General features: G+C 35.1%; 20 protein-coding genes. 2 read left to right on the forward strand and 18 right to left on the reverse strand.

What is annotated here, in order from left to right; genetic code table 11:
• Window positions 1-125: 125 nt before the first annotated feature.
• From topA to RT261_RS10770, 7 genes are all read right to left on the reverse strand, one after another.
• Complete coding sequence (gene topA, locus RT261_RS10740) at window positions 126-2,189, reverse strand: type I DNA topoisomerase (RefSeq protein WP_313132424.1); 2,064 nt, start codon at window positions 2,187-2,189, stop codon at window positions 126-128.
• 45 nt (window positions 2,190-2,234) lie between these two features.
• On the reverse strand, window positions 2,235-3,323 hold the full coding sequence (dprA, locus tag RT261_RS10745; protein ID WP_313132425.1) for a DNA-processing protein DprA: 1,089 nt from the start codon (window positions 3,321-3,323) through the stop codon (window positions 2,235-2,237).
• Between the two features lie 173 nt (window positions 3,324-3,496).
• A complete protein-coding gene (locus RT261_RS10750) occupies window positions 3,497-5,032 on the reverse strand; it encodes a YifB family Mg chelatase-like AAA ATPase (RefSeq protein ID WP_313132426.1) in 1,536 nt (511 codons plus the stop codon).
• Between the two features lie 159 nt (window positions 5,033-5,191).
• Entirely contained in the window at window positions 5,192-5,509 is a 318-nt protein-coding gene (locus tag RT261_RS10755; RefSeq protein WP_313132428.1) for a LiaI-LiaF-like domain-containing protein, read from the reverse strand.
• Window positions 5,496-6,050 carry a hypothetical protein gene (locus tag RT261_RS10760; protein ID WP_313132430.1) on the reverse strand — a complete coding sequence of 185 codons (555 nt, stop codon included), beginning with the start codon at window positions 6,048-6,050 and terminating at the stop codon, window positions 5,496-5,498. Before RT261_RS10760 ends, RT261_RS10755 begins: the two co-directional genes overlap by 14 nt.
• The gene (locus RT261_RS10765; RefSeq protein WP_313132432.1) at window positions 6,040-6,534 is read right to left on the reverse strand and encodes a hypothetical protein; all 495 of its coding nucleotides are present in this window, start codon (window positions 6,532-6,534) and stop codon (window positions 6,040-6,042) included. Before RT261_RS10765 ends, RT261_RS10760 begins: the two co-directional genes overlap by 11 nt.
• Complete coding sequence (locus RT261_RS10770; RefSeq protein WP_313132434.1) at window positions 6,531-7,103, reverse strand: RNA polymerase sigma factor; 573 nt, start codon at window positions 7,101-7,103, stop codon at window positions 6,531-6,533. The genes RT261_RS10765 and RT261_RS10770 overlap by 4 nt, the downstream gene beginning before the upstream one ends.
• Window positions 7,104-7,297: 194 nt before the next feature.
• Between RT261_RS10770 and RT261_RS10775 the strand changes: the two genes are divergently transcribed.
• Window positions 7,298-8,191, forward strand: coding sequence for an SPL family radical SAM protein (locus tag RT261_RS10775; RefSeq protein ID WP_313132436.1), 894 nt, complete (start codon window positions 7,298-7,300; stop codon window positions 8,189-8,191).
• Between the two features lie 112 nt (window positions 8,192-8,303).
• Here RT261_RS10775 and nrdR read toward each other — a convergent pair whose 3' ends face one another.
• Window positions 8,304-8,768 carry a transcriptional regulator NrdR gene (nrdR, locus tag RT261_RS10780; RefSeq protein ID WP_313132437.1) on the reverse strand — a complete coding sequence of 155 codons (465 nt, stop codon included), beginning with the start codon at window positions 8,766-8,768 and terminating at the stop codon, window positions 8,304-8,306.
• A 153-nt stretch (window positions 8,769-8,921) separates the two neighbouring features.
• On the opposite strand from nrdR, the gene RT261_RS10785 reads away from it, so the two are divergent.
• Entirely contained in the window at window positions 8,922-9,182 is a 261-nt protein-coding gene (locus RT261_RS10785; RefSeq protein ID WP_313132439.1) for a YlmC/YmxH family sporulation protein, read from the forward strand.
• A 55-nt stretch (window positions 9,183-9,237) separates the two neighbouring features.
• Here RT261_RS10785 and sigG read toward each other — a convergent pair whose 3' ends face one another.
• From sigG to RT261_RS10835, 10 genes are all read right to left on the reverse strand, one after another.
• Entirely contained in the window at window positions 9,238-10,017 is a 780-nt protein-coding gene (gene sigG / locus RT261_RS10790) for an RNA polymerase sporulation sigma factor SigG (protein WP_313132441.1), read from the reverse strand.
• Between the two features lie 130 nt (window positions 10,018-10,147).
• Window positions 10,148-10,888, reverse strand: a complete 741-nt coding sequence (gene sigE / locus RT261_RS10795) for an RNA polymerase sporulation sigma factor SigE (protein ID WP_091686242.1) — start codon at window positions 10,886-10,888, stop codon at window positions 10,148-10,150.
• 79 nt (window positions 10,889-10,967) lie between these two features.
• Entirely contained in the window at window positions 10,968-11,906 is a 939-nt protein-coding gene (locus RT261_RS10800; protein ID WP_313132445.1) for a sigma-E processing peptidase SpoIIGA, read from the reverse strand.
• Between the two features lie 413 nt (window positions 11,907-12,319).
• Entirely contained in the window at window positions 12,320-13,546 is a 1,227-nt protein-coding gene (gene ftsZ, locus RT261_RS10805) for a cell division protein FtsZ (RefSeq protein ID WP_313132447.1), read from the reverse strand.
• A 325-nt stretch (window positions 13,547-13,871) separates the two neighbouring features.
• Window positions 13,872-14,618: a cell division protein FtsQ/DivIB gene (locus RT261_RS10810; protein ID WP_313132449.1), complete on the reverse strand. Its 747-nt coding sequence runs from the start codon at window positions 14,616-14,618 to the stop codon at window positions 13,872-13,874.
• 45 nt (window positions 14,619-14,663) lie between these two features.
• Window positions 14,664-15,923 (reverse strand): UDP-N-acetylglucosamine 1-carboxyvinyltransferase, encoded by a 1,260-nt coding sequence (gene murA / locus RT261_RS10815; protein WP_313132451.1) that lies wholly within the window; start codon window positions 15,921-15,923, stop codon window positions 14,664-14,666.
• Between the two features lie 105 nt (window positions 15,924-16,028).
• Entirely contained in the window at window positions 16,029-17,174 is a 1,146-nt protein-coding gene (locus RT261_RS10820) for an FtsW/RodA/SpoVE family cell cycle protein (protein ID WP_313132453.1), read from the reverse strand.
• 91 nt (window positions 17,175-17,265) lie between these two features.
• On the reverse strand, window positions 17,266-18,633 hold the full coding sequence (murD, locus tag RT261_RS10825) for a UDP-N-acetylmuramoyl-L-alanine--D-glutamate ligase (RefSeq protein ID WP_313132454.1): 1,368 nt from the start codon (window positions 18,631-18,633) through the stop codon (window positions 17,266-17,268).
• Between the two features lie 122 nt (window positions 18,634-18,755).
• Window positions 18,756-19,724, reverse strand: a complete 969-nt coding sequence (gene mraY / locus RT261_RS10830; RefSeq protein ID WP_313132456.1) for a phospho-N-acetylmuramoyl-pentapeptide-transferase — start codon at window positions 19,722-19,724, stop codon at window positions 18,756-18,758.
• 64 nt (window positions 19,725-19,788) lie between these two features.
• A complete protein-coding gene (locus RT261_RS10835; protein WP_313132458.1) occupies window positions 19,789-21,738 on the reverse strand; it encodes a penicillin-binding transpeptidase domain-containing protein in 1,950 nt (649 codons plus the stop codon).
• Window positions 21,739-21,807 lie beyond the last annotated feature (69 nt).

The following is a 21,807-nucleotide window of genomic DNA, read 5'->3' on the forward strand; positions in this document are numbered from 1 at the left end:
AACAAATTATAGGCTTTAAATTCTGCTACAATTTCAATATTAACATACATTTTTACGAAAAACAATAGCCAATTCACGTAATTTATACAAATTAGCTAAATTATACATACGATTCAACATAATTTTCACTTATTAACTGCCACGTAGCCACATTTTTCGTCATTACAAACCAATTTTGTCCCTTTTTCCAACATGTAGCCACCACATTTTGGACACTTTTCTTTGGAAGGTTTTTGCCATGTCATAAATTCACATTCCGGATTGTTTTCACATCCATAATATTTCCTTCCCTTTTTGGTTTTACGGATAACTATATCTTTTCCGCAAATCGGGCAAGGTATACCTATCTTCTCCAAATACGGCTTGGTATTTCTACAGTCAGGAAAACCTGGACATCCAAGGAATTTACCGTGAGGTCCATACTTTATCACCATGTTTCTTCCGCATTCTTCGCAGATAACATCTGTTTCCTCGTCCTCTATTTTAATTTCTTCCAGTTCTTTTTCTGCTAATTTAACCGCTTCTTCTAAATCGGGATAAAAATTACGAATCACAGTTTTCCAATTCACAGTACCATCTTCCACACTGTCTAATAAAGATTCTAAATTTGCAGTAAAATTAACGTCTACAATACTGGAGAAAGCTTTTTTCATAATGTTGTTTACAATTTCGCCCAGTTCTGTAACATAGAGATTTTTATTTTCTTTAACTACATACCGTCTTGCAAGAATAGTGGTTATAGTTGGTGCATAGGTACTTGGTCTGCCGATACCCCATTCCTCCAAAGTCTTTACTAAAGACGCTTCCGTATAATGAGCCGGAGGCTGAGTAAAATGTTGAGAATTATTTAACTCTTCTAAAATAAGTTCTGAATCTTCACTTAAATCTTTTAATAAAGTCTTATTTTGTTCCTGATCCTCATCCGTTGTATAAACAGACATGTATCCTTCAAATATTATTTTGGAGGCTGAAGTGGAAAATCGGTATCCATTGCCGTCAATTTTAACCGTAGTAGTTTCATACTTAGCCGGCTGCATTCTACTTGCAACGAACCTTTTCCATATAAGCTGGTATAACCGGAATTGATCTCTGGAAAGAGACTCTTTTACAAGAACAGGAGTCAAAGTAACATAAGTCGGACGAATAGCTTCATGGGCATCCTGTATACGCTTTTTACTTTCTTTTCCTTCCTCTTTGCCGGCAATAAACTCTTTGCCATAGGTTTCTCCAATGAATTCTCTTGCAGCAGTATCTGCCTCATCTGAGATACGAACGGAGTCCGTACGTAAATAAGTAATTAAACCAACCGTACCATGGCCTTTTACGTCAACACCTTCATATAATTGTTGCGCCAGGCTCATTGTCTTTGAAGTAGAAAAATTAAGAGTCTTGGCAGCTTCCTGCTGTAAAGTACTGGTTGTAAAAGGAAGATGCGCTTTCTTCTGTCTCTCACTCTTTTTAATTTCCGTTATTTTGTAAGAAGCATTTTCTAAATCTTTTAGAATTTGATTCATTTCTTCTTCTGAAGAAATCACCATTTTATTATTACCTTTACCGTTAAACTTGGCAATCAAGGGATGCTTGTCACCTTTTACCTGAAAAGTTGCTTCTAAATTCCAATATTCTTCCGGTACAAACGCATTAATTTCTTCTTCTCTGTCACAAATAATTCGCAAAGCAACGGATTGTACACGTCCTGCACTTAATCCTCTTTTTACTTTAGCCCATAGCAGTGGACTGATACTGTATCCCACCATACGGTCAAGAATTCGCCTTGTTTGTTGAGAATCCACTAAATTCATATCTATATCTCTGGCTTGCTTTATGGAATTCTTAACCGCATTCTTAGTAATTTCATTAAAAGCAATTCTGCTGGTACTATTCTTATCCAGCTTTAATGTTTGAAACAAATGCCAGGAAATAGCTTCTCCTTCACGGTCCGGGTCAGTTGCCAAATATACTTTATTTGCTTTTTTTACTTCTTTTCGTAATTTAGCAAGTAATTCTCCTTTACCACGTATCGTTATATATTTGGGTTCATAATCATTATTCACATCTATGCCCAGCTGGCTCTTTGGTAAATCACGAACATGTCCATTGGAAGCCATTACTTCATAGTTGGTTCCCAGAAACTTTTTTATGGTTTTCGCCTTTGCCGGTGATTCTACAATTACTAGATTTTTAGCCACTATCATTCACTCCCCTATAATTTTTTGCAGCTTTCATTACATTTTTTATGGAATATAAACATAATAATTCTTTCTAACCTGCTTAATATAATTCTTTAGCTCTAAGCTTAAAAGAATTTCGGATAATTCATATATACTAAAATTAGTTTCTCCAGCAATTTCATTCATATGCTTCGGGTAGAAACTTAAACTATCATATACCATTTTTTCTTGGGTTTCAAGCAATTTATAGTTTTTTTTCGAATCCATTTCATTTTCTTTATAATTTAGAAAGAAATCTTCCAGTATATCTTTGGGCTCTAAAACTAATTTTGCACCCATTTTTATCAAATTATTACAGCCTGTACTTAACCGGTCATTAATGCGTCCGGGCAAGGCATAAATGTTCTTTCCCTGTTCCAAACCTAGATCAACCGTTATCAAAGAACCGCTTTTTTCTTTTGCTTCTATTACTAATATTCCATCGGACATTCCGCTGATAATACGGTTTCTCATTGGAAAATTACCAGCTTTTGGATTTACTCCTATTCCATATTCTGATATAACTCCCCCTTCTTTTTGCATCTCCATGTAAATTGAAAAATTTTCGATTGGATAGCAAATGTCAATTCCACACCCTAATACTCCATAGGTACTTCCCTGGGCCGCCAGTGCTCCTTCGTGGGCATATCCATCAATTCCTCTGGCCAATCCACTGATAATCTGCAGACCCGCTTTTGCCAATTCACATGCGAAATACTTACTTACCTCCCTGCCATATTCAGAACAGTTTCTGGCACCTATAATAGCAACAGAACCTAGTTGGTTCTTTGGAAGATTTCCTTTCACATATAGTGCATAAGGCGGATTAAAAATATTTCGCAATTTATCCGGATATTCACTGTCCTCTTTTGTTACAAAATATATGCCCTTATCCAGTAGTTTAGCATAGTTTTCTTGAATTTTTCCAGAATCCTTACTTTTATGCATCATAAACCTATCTTCATCCGTTAATATATTTAAACACTCTAATCCTTTTTCACTTTCATGGAAGGCTCTCTCAGGAGTCTCATACAGTTCCAAAACAGCTTGTATTTTCTTTAATCCAATGTTATGTATATTACATAACCAAAACCAATACTCTTTATTCTTCACAGGCAAATCCTTCTTTCAATATAATTATAATGCACCTTCGTTACATTGTATTATTCTTTCATACCAGCTTCCATTGCATGCTGCGTCTGCTTGCAGCTGCAGCACTGCCACAAATCAGGCTGTGAATTCTATATTTCAATAACTCCCACCAAACAAGGTTATTATTACTTTCCTTATTCTTCCCAATACTTTTTATCCAGACTCCTATAACAAATTGCTTCACTTAAATGTTTTACACTGATATCCTCCGAGCTATCCAAATCGGCAATCGTTCTTGCCACCTTAAGGATTCTGTGGTATGCCCGGGCACTTAAGTTCATCTTGGTAAATGCTTTTTCTATCAGAATCTGTTCCTTTTTTCCTAATTTACAATACTTTGATATGGATTTAGGAGTTAATTGGGAATTATAATTGAATTTTTCATTACAATAACGGTTCATTTGTACTTCTCTTGCCTTCATAACCCTTGATCTTATATCTTTTGAAGTTTCTGAAACTTTTTTCTCTTCCAGCTCTTTATAGTTCACTTGCAGGGTTTCAATACAGATATCAATGCGGTCCAGCAAAGGCCTGCTGATTTTACCCAGATACCTTTTTACCTGATTAGGTGAACAATTGCATTTATTCCGATCAGGGTAGTGACCGCAGGAACAAGGGTTCATTGCCGCCACCAGCATACAGTTGGCAGGATATCGAAAGGTTCCCTGTAATCTTGCGATAGTGATTTCATTTTCCTCCAGGGGCTGTCTCAATATTTCAATGGTATTACGGTTAAATTCCGGAAATTCATCCAAAAACAGAATTCCTAAATGAGCAAGACTAATCTCGCCCGGCATAGGTATTCTGCCTCCTCCTGTTAAAGCTGCCGTTGTTATGGTATGATGTGGTGACCGAAATGGTCTTTTAAGAATTAAAGACTGATTATTATCCAATAGCCCTGATACGCTATAGATTTTAGATATTTCCAAACTTTCCTCAAAGGATAGTTCTGGCATAATTGTGGGAATTCGTTTTGCAAGCATTGTTTTGCCGGCTCCCGGCGGACCCACCATTAAAACATTATGCATTCCGGAAGCCGCCACTTCGATGGCTCTTTTAGCCAGTTCCTGACCTGTTACATCTGAGAAATCAATATCCTCATCATCTCTATGACTTGAAAAAAGTTTATCTACATCAAGAAAGTAAGGTTCTAGGATAGAATCATTATTCAAATATCCAATCACTTCCTTAAGACAGCTTACACCATATACATCCATCTCCTGAACTACAGCACCTTCTTTTACATTACCGGCAGGAATAACACATCTGGTAAAGCCTTGTTTTAAGGCAGTATAAACAATTGGAAGAACTCCATTGACTTTGTTAATGTCACCATTTAAACTTAGTTCTCCAATAAATAAAGTATGAGCTAGATTTTCTTGAGGAATATAACCGAAAGCGGTTAAAATAGCGATTGCTATAGGAAGATCGAAGGCTGTACCTTCTTTTCGAATATCTGCGGGGGAAAGATTGACGGTAATCCTTTTAGGCGGTAAATGATATCCTGAATTCTTAAGGGAAATACGGACCCGCTCCCTTGCCTCCCTTACTTCAGAACCCAAATAGCCCACCAAATCAAACATCGGTAATCCATCACTTACATCTGCTTCAACAGTGACGATCATACCGTCTATACCATTGACAGCAGCACTGTATGCTTTACTAAACATATATATTAGCTCCTTTCCTTGTCTCTCTGCAAAAAAAGGAAGCATTCATCCAAAGTCAGTATAGCAAAGAACTGCTGTATTTACAAGATTTTTAAAAAATATAAGCAGGAGGAATCCTAAACAGCTGTTTTCTGTTTATAGATTCTTCCTGCTTTCTTTCTAAAAAATACGATGTATATTTTCAATACGATAATTCATCACATAATTAAGAATTTCTTCTGTAAAAGCCATTCCCATTGCAAAAAAGGATAATACAATAATTAAGAAAAAGGCTGTTTTATCATAAAGCAGTTTATCTTCTGTCTGCTTTATATTTACCAGCAAAATCTCAATTCCTAGTAGAATAAAAATAATCGGCCAAAATTTGAATATGAACATATAAGATAAATCCGGTATAAACGCATGTAAAAAGAATAATATACCAAATGTAATTAAGAGAATTCCAAAAGTTAAAGTTCCTACTCTATGAATTTTCATTATGATTTTCTCCTTTGTCCTCTAACATATCCAGCTCTTTCTTCTTTCCCCGAATCAAATATACTCCCAAAGCAATAATTGCAAGACTAATCATACTCTGTGGCCCAATATAACTTAAAGAATAAATAAAATCTCTTAATCTGCCCGGCAGGAAGGGTAAAAATATACGATTTAAATTATTCCAAAGGCTGGAAGCACCAAGCATAATTAAAAATATTGCAATTATATTTTTATATTTTTTAGCAAATAATATAGTTCTATCTTTTTCTGTGGTAAAGTTAAATATATAATCATCTTCTATTGCAAAGAATTCATCATCCGGCAGTGACCGAAGATTGTGAACGGTAAAAAAACTATAAAACCAGATAATTGGCAGCACAAACATAACAACTCCGATCCCTGACCAGGCCGATAAAGCAATTACTACGAAAAAGGCTGCCATTGTACTAATACCTCTTTTCATAAATCCCATATACATTTCTCCCGCTCCGGGTAATAGGGAGAACATGAATGTTAAAAATCCATTCTTTTTATTTGTCATGATTTCTATCCTCCATTTTAATAATTTCATTAGAAAAATTAAATAAATTATCACTTAGCGAATTGGTACTCTCCCTAATCATATTCGTTATGGAAAATGTATTCGATTGTTTCTTAATATCTACTTCAATATTTTTTGGAACATTGGAAAAATCATGCCCATTTATAAATAGAAGTAAAATGATAAATGCTCCTATGGTTGCCGCCCCCACTTTTAGGCTATATAGGAAAAGCTGCATTCTCTTTGTCATTTCCACCGCATTCTTAACAAACTGAACATCTGCTTTCTTGGAAGCCGTTAATATATTTATCTTCATATCCGGTGGAGCTGAAACCATATCTGCTTCCAAAAAACCAGCCAGTTTTTCAGAACAGTAATCGCATTGACTAATGTGCATAAGAAACCTTATCCGTTCCTCCTCATCCAGCCTGTCTTGTTGAAATTCCAAATACCTGTCATCAGAAATATGGTGATTTTCTATCATTTTAATCCGGCCTCCTTTTCATATTTTTTCCTAAGCATTGCTTTTGCCCGGTAGATCTGTGTTTGAACAGTTTTTAAATTCTTTCCTGTTTTATCCGAAATATCAGCTGCAGATATTTCATAATAAAAATAATCTAATGCTATTTCTTTATATGGTGAATTCAATTGATTACACTGATTTAGCAGCTGGTTTTTTATTTCTCTATCAAGAACTTTTTCTTCCAAGGTAGGAGAATTATCTTTTTGTACAAGAAAATATTCTTCTTCAACAGGAATACTTCTTCTTTCAGCCCTTTTTAAATAATCCAAGCATTTATTGGTTGCGATACGACAGAGCCAGGCTTTTTCCTTATCTCTGTCAAAGGATGAGAGATTTTTATAAGCGGATAAAAAGGTTTCTTGGGCTAAATCTTCTGCTTCAAAATAATCTTTTACTATCTTAAAACATACAGAGAAGACTAAGTTCTGATATGTATCGATTAGATATTCATAATAAACTTCACTACTGATTTCATCCGCCTCCTTCCTCTCATAATAAATAGAACGAATTTGTAATAAAAAAATCTTCAACTTTTTTAAAAATTTTTATTTTAATTTTTCTTTAGTTGAATTCAATAAATCTATTGCTATTTCAGACCATATGTTCTATCATTAAATAAATTGCCGATATAATGGAAGCAAATACAATTACGACAGCATTCAAAGTATATATTACCGCTAATTTTCAAAAAAGCAAATCTTTTATAAAAATTTGGAGAAGTTTAATGCATGAATCAATAGTAAAAGGAATCTTATCTGCCCATAATGGAATGAATGTATATCGTGGCTGCACTCATGGATGCATCTATTGTGATTCCAGAAGCAAATGTTATCAGATAAAACATGAATTCGAAGATATAGAAATCAAAGTAAATGCACCCGAATTATTAGAAGAAGCCCTTCGACGTAAAAGGAAGAAAGCTATGATTGGTACCGGAGCTATGACAGATCCTTATATTCATTTGGAAGAAACACAAAGGAACACCAGAAAATGTTTAGAACTGATAGAAACATACGGGTTTGGTCTTGCCATACAGACAAAATCAGCAAGAATCTTAAGGGACTTAGATTTATTAAGAAGAATAAACGAGAAATCTAAATGTGTAGTGCAAATGACTTTAACTACATATGATGAAGAACTTTGTAAAATAATTGAGCCAAATGTAAGCACTACAAAAGAAAGATATGAAGTTCTTAAGATTATGCAGGAAAACGGAATACCCACCATTGTCTGGTTAAGTCCCATACTGCCCTTTCTAAATGACACGGAGGAAAATATAAAAGGAATCTTAAACTATTGTATAGAAGCAAAAGTACACGGAATTATATGTTTTGGAATGGGGCTGACCTTAAGAGAAGGAAACCGGGAATATTTCTATAAAAAATTGGATGAACATTTCCCGGGGCTAAAAGAAAGGTATATAAAAACCTATGGAAACTCATACGAAATCTATAGTCCAAATAATACTAAATTAATGAATATATTGAAAGAAACCTGTTCCACTCATCATATACTCCAGGATGTAAATGCATGTTTTCAATACCTGCACCAATATGAAGAAAAGAATCTATATGAACAACTTACATTTCCTGGATTAGAGGATATTGATTGCCATTAAATATAAAAAACCTTTATTGGTTAAGTTATAAATCTCCTTGAATTCTACATTTTATATAGGTAGATTTTATACTCCAAAAAGTTTTTCTTAACCAATAAAGGTTATAATTATTCTATAATGTTGTTTCATTATCCAAAATCTTCTTTAATTCATGCATAAAGGTATTCACATCTTTAAATTCACGATAAACCGATGCAAATCTAACATAAGCAACCGGATCCAGTTCCTTTAATTTATCCATAACGATTTCACCGATAATAGAACTATGTACTTCTTTTTCTTCCCGGTTAAAAATTGCAGTTTCAATTTCATCCACTAATTGATTGATTTGATCTACGGAAATTGGTCTCTTATGACAGGAACGAAACACACCTGCTTCAATTTTTGTACGATCATAGGGCTCACGGTTGTTGTCCTTCTTTATGACTACCAGTGGAATAGCTTCAACTTTCTCATAAGTTGTGAATCTTTTGTGACATTCATCACATAGACGTCTTCTTCTGATTGAATTATTATCATCAGAGGGTCTTGAATCTATAACTCTGGTATTCTCTTTCCCACAAAATGGGCATTTCATAATGTTTCCTCCTTAAGTGTGCGACAATTAATGTTCTAATTTAGATTATATGTAAAATAGCTTCAAAGTCAAGAAATATCACATATAATAGAAGAAGAATCATATATTAGTTAATAAACATAAATATTCAATACATTTAGTGGGGGTTTTGTCGTGAGAATGTGTGAATTAAGAGAAAAGGAAGTAATAAATTGTAGAGACGGTGAAAGACTGGGCTATGTTTGTGATATAGAATTTGACATAAATACCGGAATCATAACAAAACTAATCGTTCCCGGACCCTGTAAAATCTGGGGCATCTTAGGCCGTGAGCATGAATACTGCATAGCTTTTTGCAGTATTAAGCAAATTGGGCCTGATGTTATTCTGGTGGATATAGATATCAATGAGGCATTGGAGAAAATTATTTTTTGACCTTCAAGGGTATTCCCTTGAAGGTCTCATAATCCCTAGGGTAAAGCATCTTCATTCATTGACTTAAATAGTTCTTCATACTCTTTAATGCTGATTTTTCAAGCCTTGAGACTTGTGCCTGAGAAATACATATTTCTTTTGCAACTTCCATCTGGGTTTTACCTTCGTAAAACCGAAGTTCTATAATACTCTTTTCTCTTTCCGATAATTTAGATAGAGCTTCCTTTAGAGAAATTTCTTCTACCCAATTTTCTTCCCTGTTTTTCTTATCGCTGACCTGATCCATAATATACAAGGTATCGCCACCTTCAGAATAAACAGGTTCATATAAAGATACCGGACTTTGAATGGCGTCCAATGCAAAAACGATGTCTTCCTTACTAATACCAATTTCATTTGCAATGTCAGTAACTGTAGGTTCTTTATCATTCCTTTTGGTTAATGCCTCTTTTGCATATATGGCTTTATAAGCGGTATCTCGAAGAGAACGACTGACACGTATGCTGTTATTATCTCGTAAGTAACGCCGTATTTCTCCAATAATCATAGGAACTGCATAAGTAGAGAATTTTACATTTTGGGATATATCAAAATTATCAATTGCTTTCATCAGTCCGATACAGCCTATTTGAAATAAATCATCTACATTTTCATTACTATTAGAGAAACGTTGAATAATGCTTAAAACTAGTCGAAGATTACCTTTGATATACAATTCCCTTGCTTCTTTGTCCCCCTTCAATATTCGCTGAAATAACTCTTCCTTCTCAGCATTATTTAGTAATGGTAATTTCGAAGTATTTACTCCACAGATTTCTACCTTATAAAGAGCCATATGAAAACCTCCCAAATCATTAATTACTTAGTTTAATGATTCACTTTTTCATGTCTCTTTATACGGTTGAAAAGGATGTAATAATTTCCTTTTATGGAAGTCTTTATACTTCATTCTTTAAATGGATCTATTATTCCAATCTTAACATTTCTTTCTTAAGGCGCTTAATGATCTTTTTTTCCAACCTGGATATATAAGATTGTGATATTCCAAGTAGATCCGCAACTTCTTTTTGGGTACGTTCATTACCATCTTCCGTATTTAGTCCAAAACGTAATTGAACGATAATTCTTTCCCGTTCACTTAATTTTGCCAACGCTTTTCCTAAAAGTTTTCGATCTACTTCTTCTTCAATGCCTTTATAAATAACATCCTCTTCTGTTCCCAGAATATCCGACAAAAGAAGTTCATTCCCATCCCAATCCACATTTAAAGGTTCATCAATAGAAACCTCTAATTTGGTTTTATTATTTCTTCTTAAATACATTAAGATTTCATTTTCAATACATCTTGATGCATAAGTTGCTAATTTAATATTTTTATCCGGATTATATGTATTGATTGCCTTTATCAGTCCGATGGTACCTATGGAAATTAAATCTTCCACTCCAACGCCGGTATTATCAAACTTCTTAGCAATATATACCACAAGCCTAAGATTATGTTCTACAAGTATAGATTTCGCTTCTGTATCATATTCAGTCCCCAATTTAGCAATTTCTTCAGCTTCTCTAATTGCATCTAAAGGTGCTGGAAGCACCTCTGCTCCACCAATATAGTGTATTTCCCCACGTCCATTAAATAGTATACTCCGAAAGTCAGGAATTACGCGGAATTGAATTTTGTTTGGTATGGTTATTTTCAACAGCATTTTTGACTTTTCCTCCCTATACATAAACTCCACTTGATTCGCTTTTTACCATCTCATTGAATTCCAGTTACATTTAGATTCACATAATATCCTTATGCAAAATCAGTTGATATTCGTTCTGTTTCGATAATCTGTCAGCGCAAACAGCTGTTAAAACCTTCTCGTTACAAATCTGTTCATCTTCCTCCCAAAGTATTACCTTATCCAGTATAAAAGCAGGTAAAATCCCATTTTTTCTGCCTACAGAATGATAAGGTATCATCATAATATTCAGTCGTTCCTCGCTGCTGTCTTTCATAAGGTCCTCAGACAATTCCGTCCGGCCAATAGAACTGCTATTACCATCTAAATTATCCAACCATGTTTGGAGCAGTTGTACCTGACCTTCCGATAATAGATTAGAAATTACCGAATACTCTGTTATGATTACCGGTTTCCCATAAATCGGATCATAAAGTCCATTACCGGTATCCAATAAACCAACTGCCCTAACCTTGTTCTCCCTATAAAACAATTCTGCCTCATAAAGTCTCGAATTCCCTTTTCGAAAACTGTAATATGTATGAATGAAAACTATAATAGCTATAGTTCCAAATAATATGGCAATGACAAAATATGTTTTATTCAGATTCCCAAATAATCCACCGTTCACTAAATCACGAAAGAATACTCCCAGCTTTGAATAATAGTAAAGTGAATTCAATACGCCTCCCAGAAAGAATGTAGCTATGTACAGGACTGCTATGGTTTTCAATCTTGCCTTCCAGCCCTTTTGAACATAAGATACATAAACCATTCCGGTACAGATGAGACAATAAGAAAATAGAAATTGAAGAATTCCGTTTAAATCCGGTATCACTGCAAGAATGCAAGCACCAATTGCTCCTACAGTCCCACCGAAAACAATTCTTAGTTTTGAACTTTTACACTTTACAATTTTTTTTACAATGAAAAGCAATAAAATATCCATCGCGAAATTAATGAGAAAAATAACATCAATATAGACTTCTAGATACAAGCACACCCCCTCTTCCATAACTTGTATTTTCTTTACCTATTATATATTTTTTTCAGTTTAGTTCCTGTCACATTCTGGTAAGAAAATAGGCTTTTTCATTTACCCATACTTACAAAAAGTTCTTATTTTTTATGTAATCTGTAATTATATTGGTTTTTCTTAAGAATATGCTGTCGTAAAATAATAAGACCCGTCGGAGATTCGTAGAAATTTACGTTTTATTTTCCATGTCATTTAATATATAGATGATTGTCCTACATGAATTAGTTTTTAGGTATAGAAGTTTAAGAAATGTGTCCGTATAAAGAACACTCGTCGACTATGGTTATACAAAAAATGTACCCCCATATGCCGTCTTTATATCCAACATTTGGGGGTACATATATTATAATGTTTATATATATTTTTGACTACTATTTATTATTACGATTCTTCTGTAAGAACTCCGGAATCTTAATTCCACTTGTATCTCCTGTATTAAAGGAAGGATTATTACCAGTGTTCATAGGATTTGTATAGCCTTGATTTAACGGCTTTGGATTATATGTATTACTGGTTGCTGCTGTCTGTGCTTGTGACTTAGCGAAGGAAGAACTGGAATTCATAGTATTGTTACTTCCAAATCTATAATCCGGTCTTGCCATGCCTTGTTTTAAGAAGCTTGGCCCCTTTTGTTCCATAATAGATCCCTTGGTATCCAATCCCGTTGCAATAACGGTAATAGTTGCTTCATCCGGAGCAGTATCATCAAACATAGCACCAAAGATAATGTTTGCAGTTTCTCCTGCCAGTTCCTGTACCATGGTTGCGGCTTCATTGGCCTCAATTAAGCTGATATCACCGGATATATTAATAATTACATGAGAAGCTCCCTGGATGGTTGTCTCTAGTAAAGGACTGGTAATAGCCTGATTTACTGCGTCAATACATTTATCATCGCCCTTGCCCACACCGATACCAATATGAGCAACACCCTTGTCCTTCATAACTGTTTGTACGTCCGCAAAATCAAGATTGATTAAACCAGGAACATTGATTAAGTCGGTAATACCTTGTACACCTTGTTGTAATACTTCATCTGCTTTACGTAAAGCATCCGGCATTGTGGTTCTTCTATCTACAATTTCTAATAATTTATCATTAGGAATTACAATTAGGGTATCCACATGTTCTTTTAATCTTTCAATACCTCCAACTGCATTATTCATACGGGCTTTTGCTTCAAATTTAAATGGTTTTGTTACAATACCTACTGTAAGGATTCCCATTTCCTTAGCAATTTGTGCTACAACAGGAGCAGCACCTGTACCGGTTCCACCGCCCATTCCACAAGTAACAAATACCATATCAGAGCCTTTAATTAGATTCGTTAATTCCTCTCGACTCTCTTCTGCCGCTTGTGCTCCGATTTCAGGTTGCGCACCTGCTCCTAATCCTTTGGTCAATTTCTCACCAATTTGAATACATTGTGGTGCCTTGCAGTTTTTAAGATGCTGCTTGTCCGTATTTACGCAGATAAAATCCACACCTACGATGTTTTCTTCAATCATTCTATTAACAGCATTATTCCCTGCACCGCCGACTCCAATTACAAGAATTTTTGCAGATGAATCAGCTTCATTTGTTCTTATTTCAAGCAAGGTACTTCCTCCTTCACTATACTAATCTTTAAAATTATTTATCCAATTTATTATCCATTTGTTTCCCTCTATGTAAATAACCGATTAAACAAACAGGTTTCTTATCAACAAAAGAAGTTGCTTATTTTTAAGTCCAATAAGTCTAGTTTATTCTTTTGTAATCCTATAGTATATAATAGCTTTTATTGACAAAATAATCAACCCTAAAATTTTATTTTTGCACCCAATGCATATCACATCTGCTTATAGATCTGAGACTTAAGTAATCAGCAGCAGGAAAAATTGATTCATAATCGTCTTCCTATACACATACTTTCTTTGAACTCTATTTCCGAGGTTTCGCAATGATTCTATCCTGTCCTTCATTAAAGTTTCTCATATCCAGTGTAAGTTTTTTATTGGGAGCCTTGGGTAATAAATTCTTTAGTTCCGCAATTTGTTCATCATATGTATTTCGTTTCCCAAGCAGTACCTGAATTTTACCACAATATAATGTTACTTCCATTTCTGGACTAAATTGAATGGTTTCTATATCCAATTCATACTTTCTTATTAATTGTGTCAAATTTAGAATAACGTCGAAAATTTCATCTTTTTGTGTATCTAATTTTTCGTAAAGTACCATCTTATTGAAACTCAAACCAGTAATGAATGGAACTTGAGACAGTTTTTCATCTGAACTTTCTACTATAATTCCATCCTTATCAAAGTACATATATCCACCCATGTATTCGATGCAGCCGGTGACCACTTTTTCGTAGACCTGAATCGATACCGTATGCAGATTCACTATTTCTATGTCCACACGTTCAATAAAAGGTATGCTGTTCGTTTCGCCGTATTTATATCTCAAATAAAGTAATATGGTATTTTTATCCGTCTTATTTGTAAGCACTTTCTTCTGTAACTCTTCTGAAGTATAGTGATTACTCCCTTCCACAATAACAGTTTCCAACCTGCTGGTAAATAGAAGAACAAAGGTTGAACCAACAATGAAGAGGCAAAATATCAGTATTTTCTTAAGCTTTGACAAAATACCATTTTTCTTTTCTTTTTGTCTCTTTTCTCTCATGTTCCCTCTTTTCTGCACAAAATAGGCTATGCAAATAAACACTATTTAATCTTCCGAAATATACGAAATCTCGGCACCTAAATTGCCTAAATCCCTGCAAATATCCTCATATCCTCTTTGAATATGAATAGGGTTATGAACATTGGTTTTTCCCTCAGCCATAAGTCCTGCTATAATTAATGCAGCACCACCCCTTAATTCACTGGCATACACATCCGCACCCTGTAACTGTGAAACTCCCCGGATGGTTGCTTCTCTGCCGGTAATCTGGATATCAGCTCCGAATTTTATTTGTTCTTTCACATTTTGGAATCTGCCTTCAAATATGTCTTCCACTATTTTGCTTGTTCCAGTTGCCCTCATTAAAACTGACATCATTTGTGACTGCATATCCGTTGGAAATCCTGGAAATGGCATGGTTCTGATAATCGGTATGGGCTTTGGCCTGCCATGGGAAGAAATTTGAATATAATCCTCCTCACATATAATGCGACTACCAATCTCGCGGAGTACCAAAATAACGCCTTCCAAACAACTAGAATTAATGCCTCTTAGAATTACTTCCCCTCCTACCCCTGCAACAGCAGCCAAATAAGTACCTGCCACGATTCTGTCTGACGCTGTAGTGTATTCCACATCATGTAGACTTTCTACTCCATGTATTTCAACTTTATCGGAACCAGCTCCTACAATATCAGCCCCTGCGGCATTCAAAAAATTACATAATTCAATAATTTCTGGTTCTTTTGCAGCATTGTATATTACGGTTTTTCCTTTCGCTAAAATGGCAGCCAGAATTACATTTTCTGTTGCACCTACGCTTGGAAATTCCAAAAATATATCTGTACCAATAACACCCTCTGTATCGCAATAAATCAGCCCGTCCTCTTCTTTCAAGGAGATATTCATTTTTGCAAATGCATGCAAATGAAAGTCTATAGGTCTTGCTCCTATGGAACATCCCCCGGGATAGGTTACAATTGCAGATTTTCTTCGTCCAAGTAAGGCTCCCATCAATATAATAGAAGAACGCATTTTCTTCACTAACTCTTCCGGGACAGTTGAAGTATTAAGGGTTGTTGTATCAACAATAAGGGAGGATCCTTCCCATTCCACTAAACAGCCTATGTTCTCTAAAATATTAATCATATGATAAACATCTAATATTTTAGGGCAATGATTTAGTTTAGAAATTCCGTTTACCAGAACTGTTGCTGCTAATATTGGCAAAACTGCATTTTTAGAACCCTGTATGTTAACTTCTCCATTCAGCTCATTTCCACCAACAATTTGAATAATTGCCATGGTTCACCTCAAACCAATAAGAAATATAGTATTACTATATGAAAATTCTTATGATTTGTGCTTGTAGCCGAATTGGTAAAAGTAAATACCTATTTTACTATTTCATTATCTTTCAAATTTTATTTGATTCGAAACACTTAAAACAATACCCATTTCTATAAGTAAAACTACCAGAGAACTGCCTCCATAACTGATAAATGGCAATGGAATACCGGTAGAAGGAATTGTATTGGTAACAACTGCAATATTTAAAAGCACCTGCATTGCAATATGTGTTAAAGTCCCAGTTGCAATTAATCCCCCGTAAAGGTCCGGTGCGTTGATTGCGATAACAAACAATCGCCAAACAACCAATACAAAGATTAAGATAATGGCAACCGCCCCGAATAATCCAAGTTCTTCACAAATAACTGCAAAAATCATGTCATTATGGGACTCCGGTATAAATCCCAGCTTTTGCATACTTTCTCCAAGTCCCCTGCCAAAGATTCCTCCGGAAGCAATAGCATACAGTCCCTGTAATATTTGATAGCCTTTTTCATGGGTTTCTACATTTCTCCACACATCAATACGAGTACTTCGATAACTTACCCCAAAAACAGCTATGGCTCCCAGTCCTATCGATATGATTCCCGATACTATAAAGTAAAACTTCTTTCTACTGGCAACAAAACAAATAGCTATCATAATACATCCCATAACCAAAGCTGTACTAAAGTTAGGAATTAAAACCAATACAATTAAAGGCGCTACAAATACCACGACTCTTACAAATCCTCCGAATTTATCCAGCTTTCTGGGTGCTAAATTCACTATGTAGGCGGTAAATAATATAATTGCAATCTTGGACAATTCAGAAGGCTGAAAGCTTCCCAAAGGTCCTAAATCGATCCATCGTTTTGCACCTTTGATTTCTTTACCGAATATTAATACATATGTCTGGAGTAAAATACAGAAAAAGAATAACAAAGTTACGGGCCTCATTTTTAAAATAGGTAATTTTTTAATGTAAAAATGATAATCTATTTTAGAAACTATAAGCATTATAATTATGCCCAGTGCTCCAAATATAGCTTGCTTTTCCAAATAAAAGGTTGGTTTCCCATAATTTCTGCTGGCATTATAGGAACTGGTACTATAAATCATTACCAGTCCAAAACACACTAAAAATATAGTCAAGAACAGCAGACTGTAGTCATAATAGCTATGAAATTTTTTAACTTTCCCCTGTTCCCGTTCTGCCCTGGTCATAAAAACCTCGATTCCGGCGCTTTAGCGCCATTTAATGCGACAGCAAATTTATGTTCCGACACAAATTGCTTAATTCCAATCAAAGATATCTTTATTCAACATTCTTTAGATTCTTCACATATTCCTTAAAGAGGCGTCCACGCTCTTCATAATTTTGAAACATTCCCCAGCTTGCACAGGCCGGAGATAATAATACGGAATCTCCCTGATTTGCTTTATCAGCACAAACTTCTACTGCTTCTAACAAACTCTCTACCATAATAATATTATTAAACCCATGACGTCTTGCAGTTGCTGCAATCTTATCCTTAGTCTGACCAAGCAAAACCAAGCAACGTATCTTGCCGCCAAAAGACTCCACCCAATCATCAAAATCTGATCCCTTATCATATCCGCCTGCAATCAGTAAGGTTGGTGTCCGCATGGACTCAATCGCTTTCATTGAAGCATCCGGATTGGTTCCTTTGGAATCATTATAATAAGTTATACCATTCTTTGTAGTCACAAATTCGATTCTATGCTCCACTGCAACAAAGTTAATAATTGCTTTACGGATACTATCAATAGGCACTCCTAATGATATTCCAATTGCTGTTGCAGCCATAACATTTTCATAACTATGTCTTCCGAATATGTTTAATTCATGTATATTGCAAATTAAAGCTCTTTTCTTATCTATACTATAATAGATATTCTCATCCTCTAAGTAAATTCCGTTATCCAAACTATGTAAGCTGCTAAAAAAGAATACCTTGGTCTTAAGTTTTTCTCCGATTTCTCTTAAAGTACTATCTTCATAATTTAATACACATACATCATTTTGATCTTGATTTTTAGTAATATTTACTTTAGCCTCAATATATTTTTCCATGGTATGATGACGGTTTAAGTGGTCAGGTGTAATATTTAATATAGCACTTACATCAGGCTTAAACTCATGAATGGTTTCTAATTGAAAACTGCTCATTTCCGCAATTGTTATGGAATCCTCTTTTGCGTTAAGAACCATCTCCGTATATGGTACACCAATGTTTCCAACAACGAATACACTATTATAATAGGTTTTCATGATTTCTCCCACTAATGTAGTGGTTGTTGTTTTTCCATTGGTTCCGGTAATTGCTGCTATTTTACCCTTAGAAAAATAATAAGCCAACTCAACTTCTCCCCAAATGGGTATTTGATTGTCTCTCATCTTATTCACGATTTCAAGATCAGTTGGTACACCGGGACTTAAAACTGCTAAATCCAATTGTTTTAGTAAATTCTCCGGCAATTCTCCCAATATTATATTTCCTTTAAAATCTTTAGGCAATTTCGCTGCTATGTCCTCTTTATTTAGGTTGACATTTCCATCGTATAATGTAATATCTGCTTCTGTTTGCTGTAATAACTTAACTGCAGCCATACCGCTGATACCTGTTCCGAAAACCAGCACTTTTTTATGCTTTATGTCCATATTACTTCCTTCTTTCCTATATGCAAAGTTCTTTACTTTATTATTCCGGTATTTTATATGCCGTTTTCTTATACGTAATTTCAGAAAAGTTATTTCCTTTTAAAGTATTGTAAAAGTATTTCTTATAAACCAATTAATGCGATTAAACAAAGTATAGCAGTAACTACAGAGAATACAGCAACTACCCTGGTTTCTGGCCATCCGCATAATTCAAAATGATGATGAATGGGTGCCATTTTAAATATTCTTTTTCCACCGGATATCTTAAAGTATCCAACTTGCAGCATAACAGATATAACTTCTACCAGATAAATAATACCTACTATCAGAATGAATAATGGCATACGCAGCATATAAGCAGAAGCTGCAACAAAACCTCCAAGTGCCAGAGAACCTGTATCACCCATAAATACCCTTGCCGGATAAATATTGAATACCAGAAATCCCAATAAACTTCCTGCTACTGCACAAGTAATTGGAGATATACCACTTTGTGTTCCAATGGCAACCACTGAGAAAAAAGTGGCTATAAGTAGAGTAACACTGGTTGCTAATCCATCCAGTCCATCTGTAAAATTGGCTCCATTTACAGTACCCAGCATAACAATAAACAGCATTGGAACAAACAAAAATGAAGTTTCCAAATACTTACCTTCTAAAACACCACCGGTAAAAGGTATTAACATCTTAGTTCCTACATCTGTGTAATTAACCAGATAGTAACCAAATATAGAGGTAACCAAAATCTGACCCACTAATTTTTGCCAAGCTCTTAGTCCCATGGATCTTTTCATAACTATTTTTATATAATCATCCAAAAAGCCAATGACTCCAAAACCAACAGTTGCAAATAACACCGGAATCATATCCGAGTATTTTCCAATGTAAAACAATGAAGTAAGGATAATACTTAATAATATTATGATACCTCCCATAGTAGGAGTTCCTGACTTCTTAAGATGAGATTCCGGCCCGTCATCCCGTACATATTGCCCGAATTTTAACCTTTTTAAGAAAGGTATCATAACAGGACAAAGTATGACACTGATTACAAATGATATAATGACCGGTATTAAGATTTTAAAATCCATGTTTATTTCCTCCCAAGTGAATTCACTTATAATTCTTTCGTAAAATCAACTCATTTATTATATTCTATTTAAGATATAGAATCAAGTCGCTATTTCTTTCTATCTTCTCACCCGGTAACGGAAATTGTTCAGAAACAACATCGCCTTCACCAGCATAATAAACTTCTCCTAAATCCACTTCTTTCAGTATTTCTTTCACTTCTTTTACTGTCTTCCCCATAAAATCCGGCATCTGGACAGTTCCAATACTGTATTCTTTTATCTCTGCTTCCGTATAGCTTTCTTCAATGCCTAAATAAGGTAGTATGTTATCAAAAACTTCGGCTACCACAGGAGCCGCAATAGTACCTCCATAGTAAATCCCTACTGGTTCGTCAATTAAAACGATTGCCATTACCTGAGGATCATTGGCTGGTGCAAAACCTATGAAAGAAGATATGTACTTGTTACTGCTTCTTGGCAGTTTTTCAGAAGTAGCAGTCTTACCGCCAATGCGAAACCCCGGTAAATAAGCCCTTTTACCTGTACCCTCCGCAACTACCAGTTCTAATAAATTCTTCATAGTTTCAGAAGTTTCTTTGGTGACAGCACCTGATTGAATAGGATATTCAAAGGTTTTCACCGTGGCGCCATCCGGACTTTTTGCAGTAATTCCAAAATGGGGAGTTACTAAATTACCTCCATTCACCACTGCACTTGCAGCAACTAATAGCTGTAAAGGAGTAATTTGAAAGGACTGACCAAAGGATATAGTCGCTAATTCTACTGCTCCTACTTTTTCTGGCTTATGCATGATGGATCTTGCTTCGCCGGGAAGGTCTATGCCTGTCTTTTGGAATAGCCCAAGTTTCTTAAAATATTTATACATATTAGTAAGTCCAACTCTGGCACCAAGTTCCATAAATACGGGGTTGCAGGAATTTTTAATTCCATCTACAAAGGTTTCACTGCCGTGTCCGCCAGCTTTATGACAGCGTATTCTTCTGTCTTCCACAATCTTATATCCGGGGCAAAAAAAATGGTCATTCAAAGAAACTACTTTTTCTTCCAGCGCTGCGGTAGCAGTTACAATTTTAAAGGAAGAACCCGGTTCATAAGTATCACTAATAGAAGCATTTCTCCACATATTGTTTAATAAATCGTTCTTTTTCTCGCTGGTTAAGGTGGTCATATCCACACCTTCCAACATATTATCGGTTATCGTATATGGATCATTTAAATTAAATTCAGGAACATTAACCATACCATAGATTTCGCCTGTCTTTGGACTCATCACAATTAATTTCACATTATTTGCTTGCTTGGCTTCCAGCACTTTTAAAGCTGCCTGTTCCGCATATTTTTGTATATTTACATCCAAACTGATATATAGATCATTTCCGGCTTTCGGTTCGATACGATCTTCTGCGGCATTTTCTATTTCAACTCCATATGCTGTTGTAAGAGTCAATATGGTGCCGTCTATACCTTTTAAGTATTTTTCGTACTCCACCTCTAAGCCAATGATTCCTTGATTATCGCTGCCGGTAAAGCCGATTACCTTGGAGGCTAGAGTCTCATAAGGATAATATCTTTTATAATCTTCATCCACCATAACCCCATCTAAATCGTAATCTCGTATTGCATCTGCTATCTCTTTATCAACATTAGATTTAATTCTTTCAATGGAAGATATTTTTTCTACTCTTTTTCTAACCTTCGCTTCATCCAAGTTCAATAGTTCAGACAGGACTTGAATTACCTTCTCCGGATCTTTAATCTGACTATGAATTACAGATATGGTAGATACCGGTTTATTGGTAGCAATTGCAATACCATTTCTGTCGTATATTATGCCTCTTGCCGCTTTAATGGCACGCTCTCTTTCGTGTAAGTCTTCTGCCCTTTTCGCATATTCTGCAGATTTTACAATCATTAAATACCCAAGTCTTACAGTTAGACCTGTGGCCGCTATAATAACAAAACTTATGATAATAAGCACGTTACGACGATTGAAAGTTTTATTTCTTGCCATAAGCTTCCTCATATATCTTATTGCTTTATTTTATTACAGCATTCATGAGGATATGATTAATCTTTTGCC

Origin of the sequence: Anaerocolumna sp., assembly GCF_032079385.1 — a bacterium.
Lineage (GTDB): Bacteria > Bacillota > Clostridia > Lachnospirales > Lachnospiraceae > Anaerocolumna.

Bases quoted from the DNA above. Each gene is read 5' to 3' on its own strand.
- sigE (WP_091686242.1), bottom strand. From the start codon at position 10,888: ATGCTGTTGAAAATAACCATACCAAACAAAATTCAATTCCGCGTAATT.
- murA (WP_313132451.1), bottom strand. From the start codon at position 15,923: ATGGCAATTATTCAAATTGTTGGTGGAAATGAGCTGAATGGAGAAGTT.
- RT261_RS10835 (WP_313132458.1), bottom strand. From the start codon at position 21,738: ATGGCAAGAAATAAAACTTTCAATCGTCGTAACGTGCTTATTATCATA.
- RT261_RS10820 (WP_313132453.1), bottom strand. From the start codon at position 17,174: ATGACCAGGGCAGAACGGGAACAGGGGAAAGTTAAAAAATTTCATAGC.
- RT261_RS10765 (WP_313132432.1), bottom strand. From the start codon at position 6,534: ATGATAGAAAATCACCATATTTCTGATGACAGGTATTTGGAATTTCAA.
- RT261_RS10775 (WP_313132436.1), top strand. From the start codon at position 7,298: ATGCATGAATCAATAGTAAAAGGAATCTTATCTGCCCATAATGGAATG.
- RT261_RS10750 (WP_313132426.1), bottom strand. From the start codon at position 5,032: ATGTTTAGTAAAGCATACAGTGCTGCTGTCAATGGTATAGACGGTATG.
- RT261_RS10760 (WP_313132430.1), bottom strand. From the start codon at position 6,050: ATGACAAATAAAAAGAATGGATTTTTAACATTCATGTTCTCCCTATTA.
- RT261_RS10810 (WP_313132449.1), bottom strand. From the start codon at position 14,618: ATGAGAGAAAAGAGACAAAAAGAAAAGAAAAATGGTATTTTGTCAAAG.
- murD (WP_313132454.1), bottom strand. From the start codon at position 18,633: ATGGACATAAAGCATAAAAAAGTGCTGGTTTTCGGAACAGGTATCAGC.
- nrdR (WP_313132437.1), bottom strand. From the start codon at position 8,768: ATGAAATGCCCATTTTGTGGGAAAGAGAATACCAGAGTTATAGATTCA.
- mraY (WP_313132456.1), bottom strand. From the start codon at position 19,724: ATGGATTTTAAAATCTTAATACCGGTCATTATATCATTTGTAATCAGT.
- sigG (WP_313132441.1), bottom strand. From the start codon at position 10,017: ATGGCTCTTTATAAGGTAGAAATCTGTGGAGTAAATACTTCGAAATTA.
- RT261_RS10755 (WP_313132428.1), bottom strand. From the start codon at position 5,509: ATGAAAATTCATAGAGTAGGAACTTTAACTTTTGGAATTCTCTTAATT.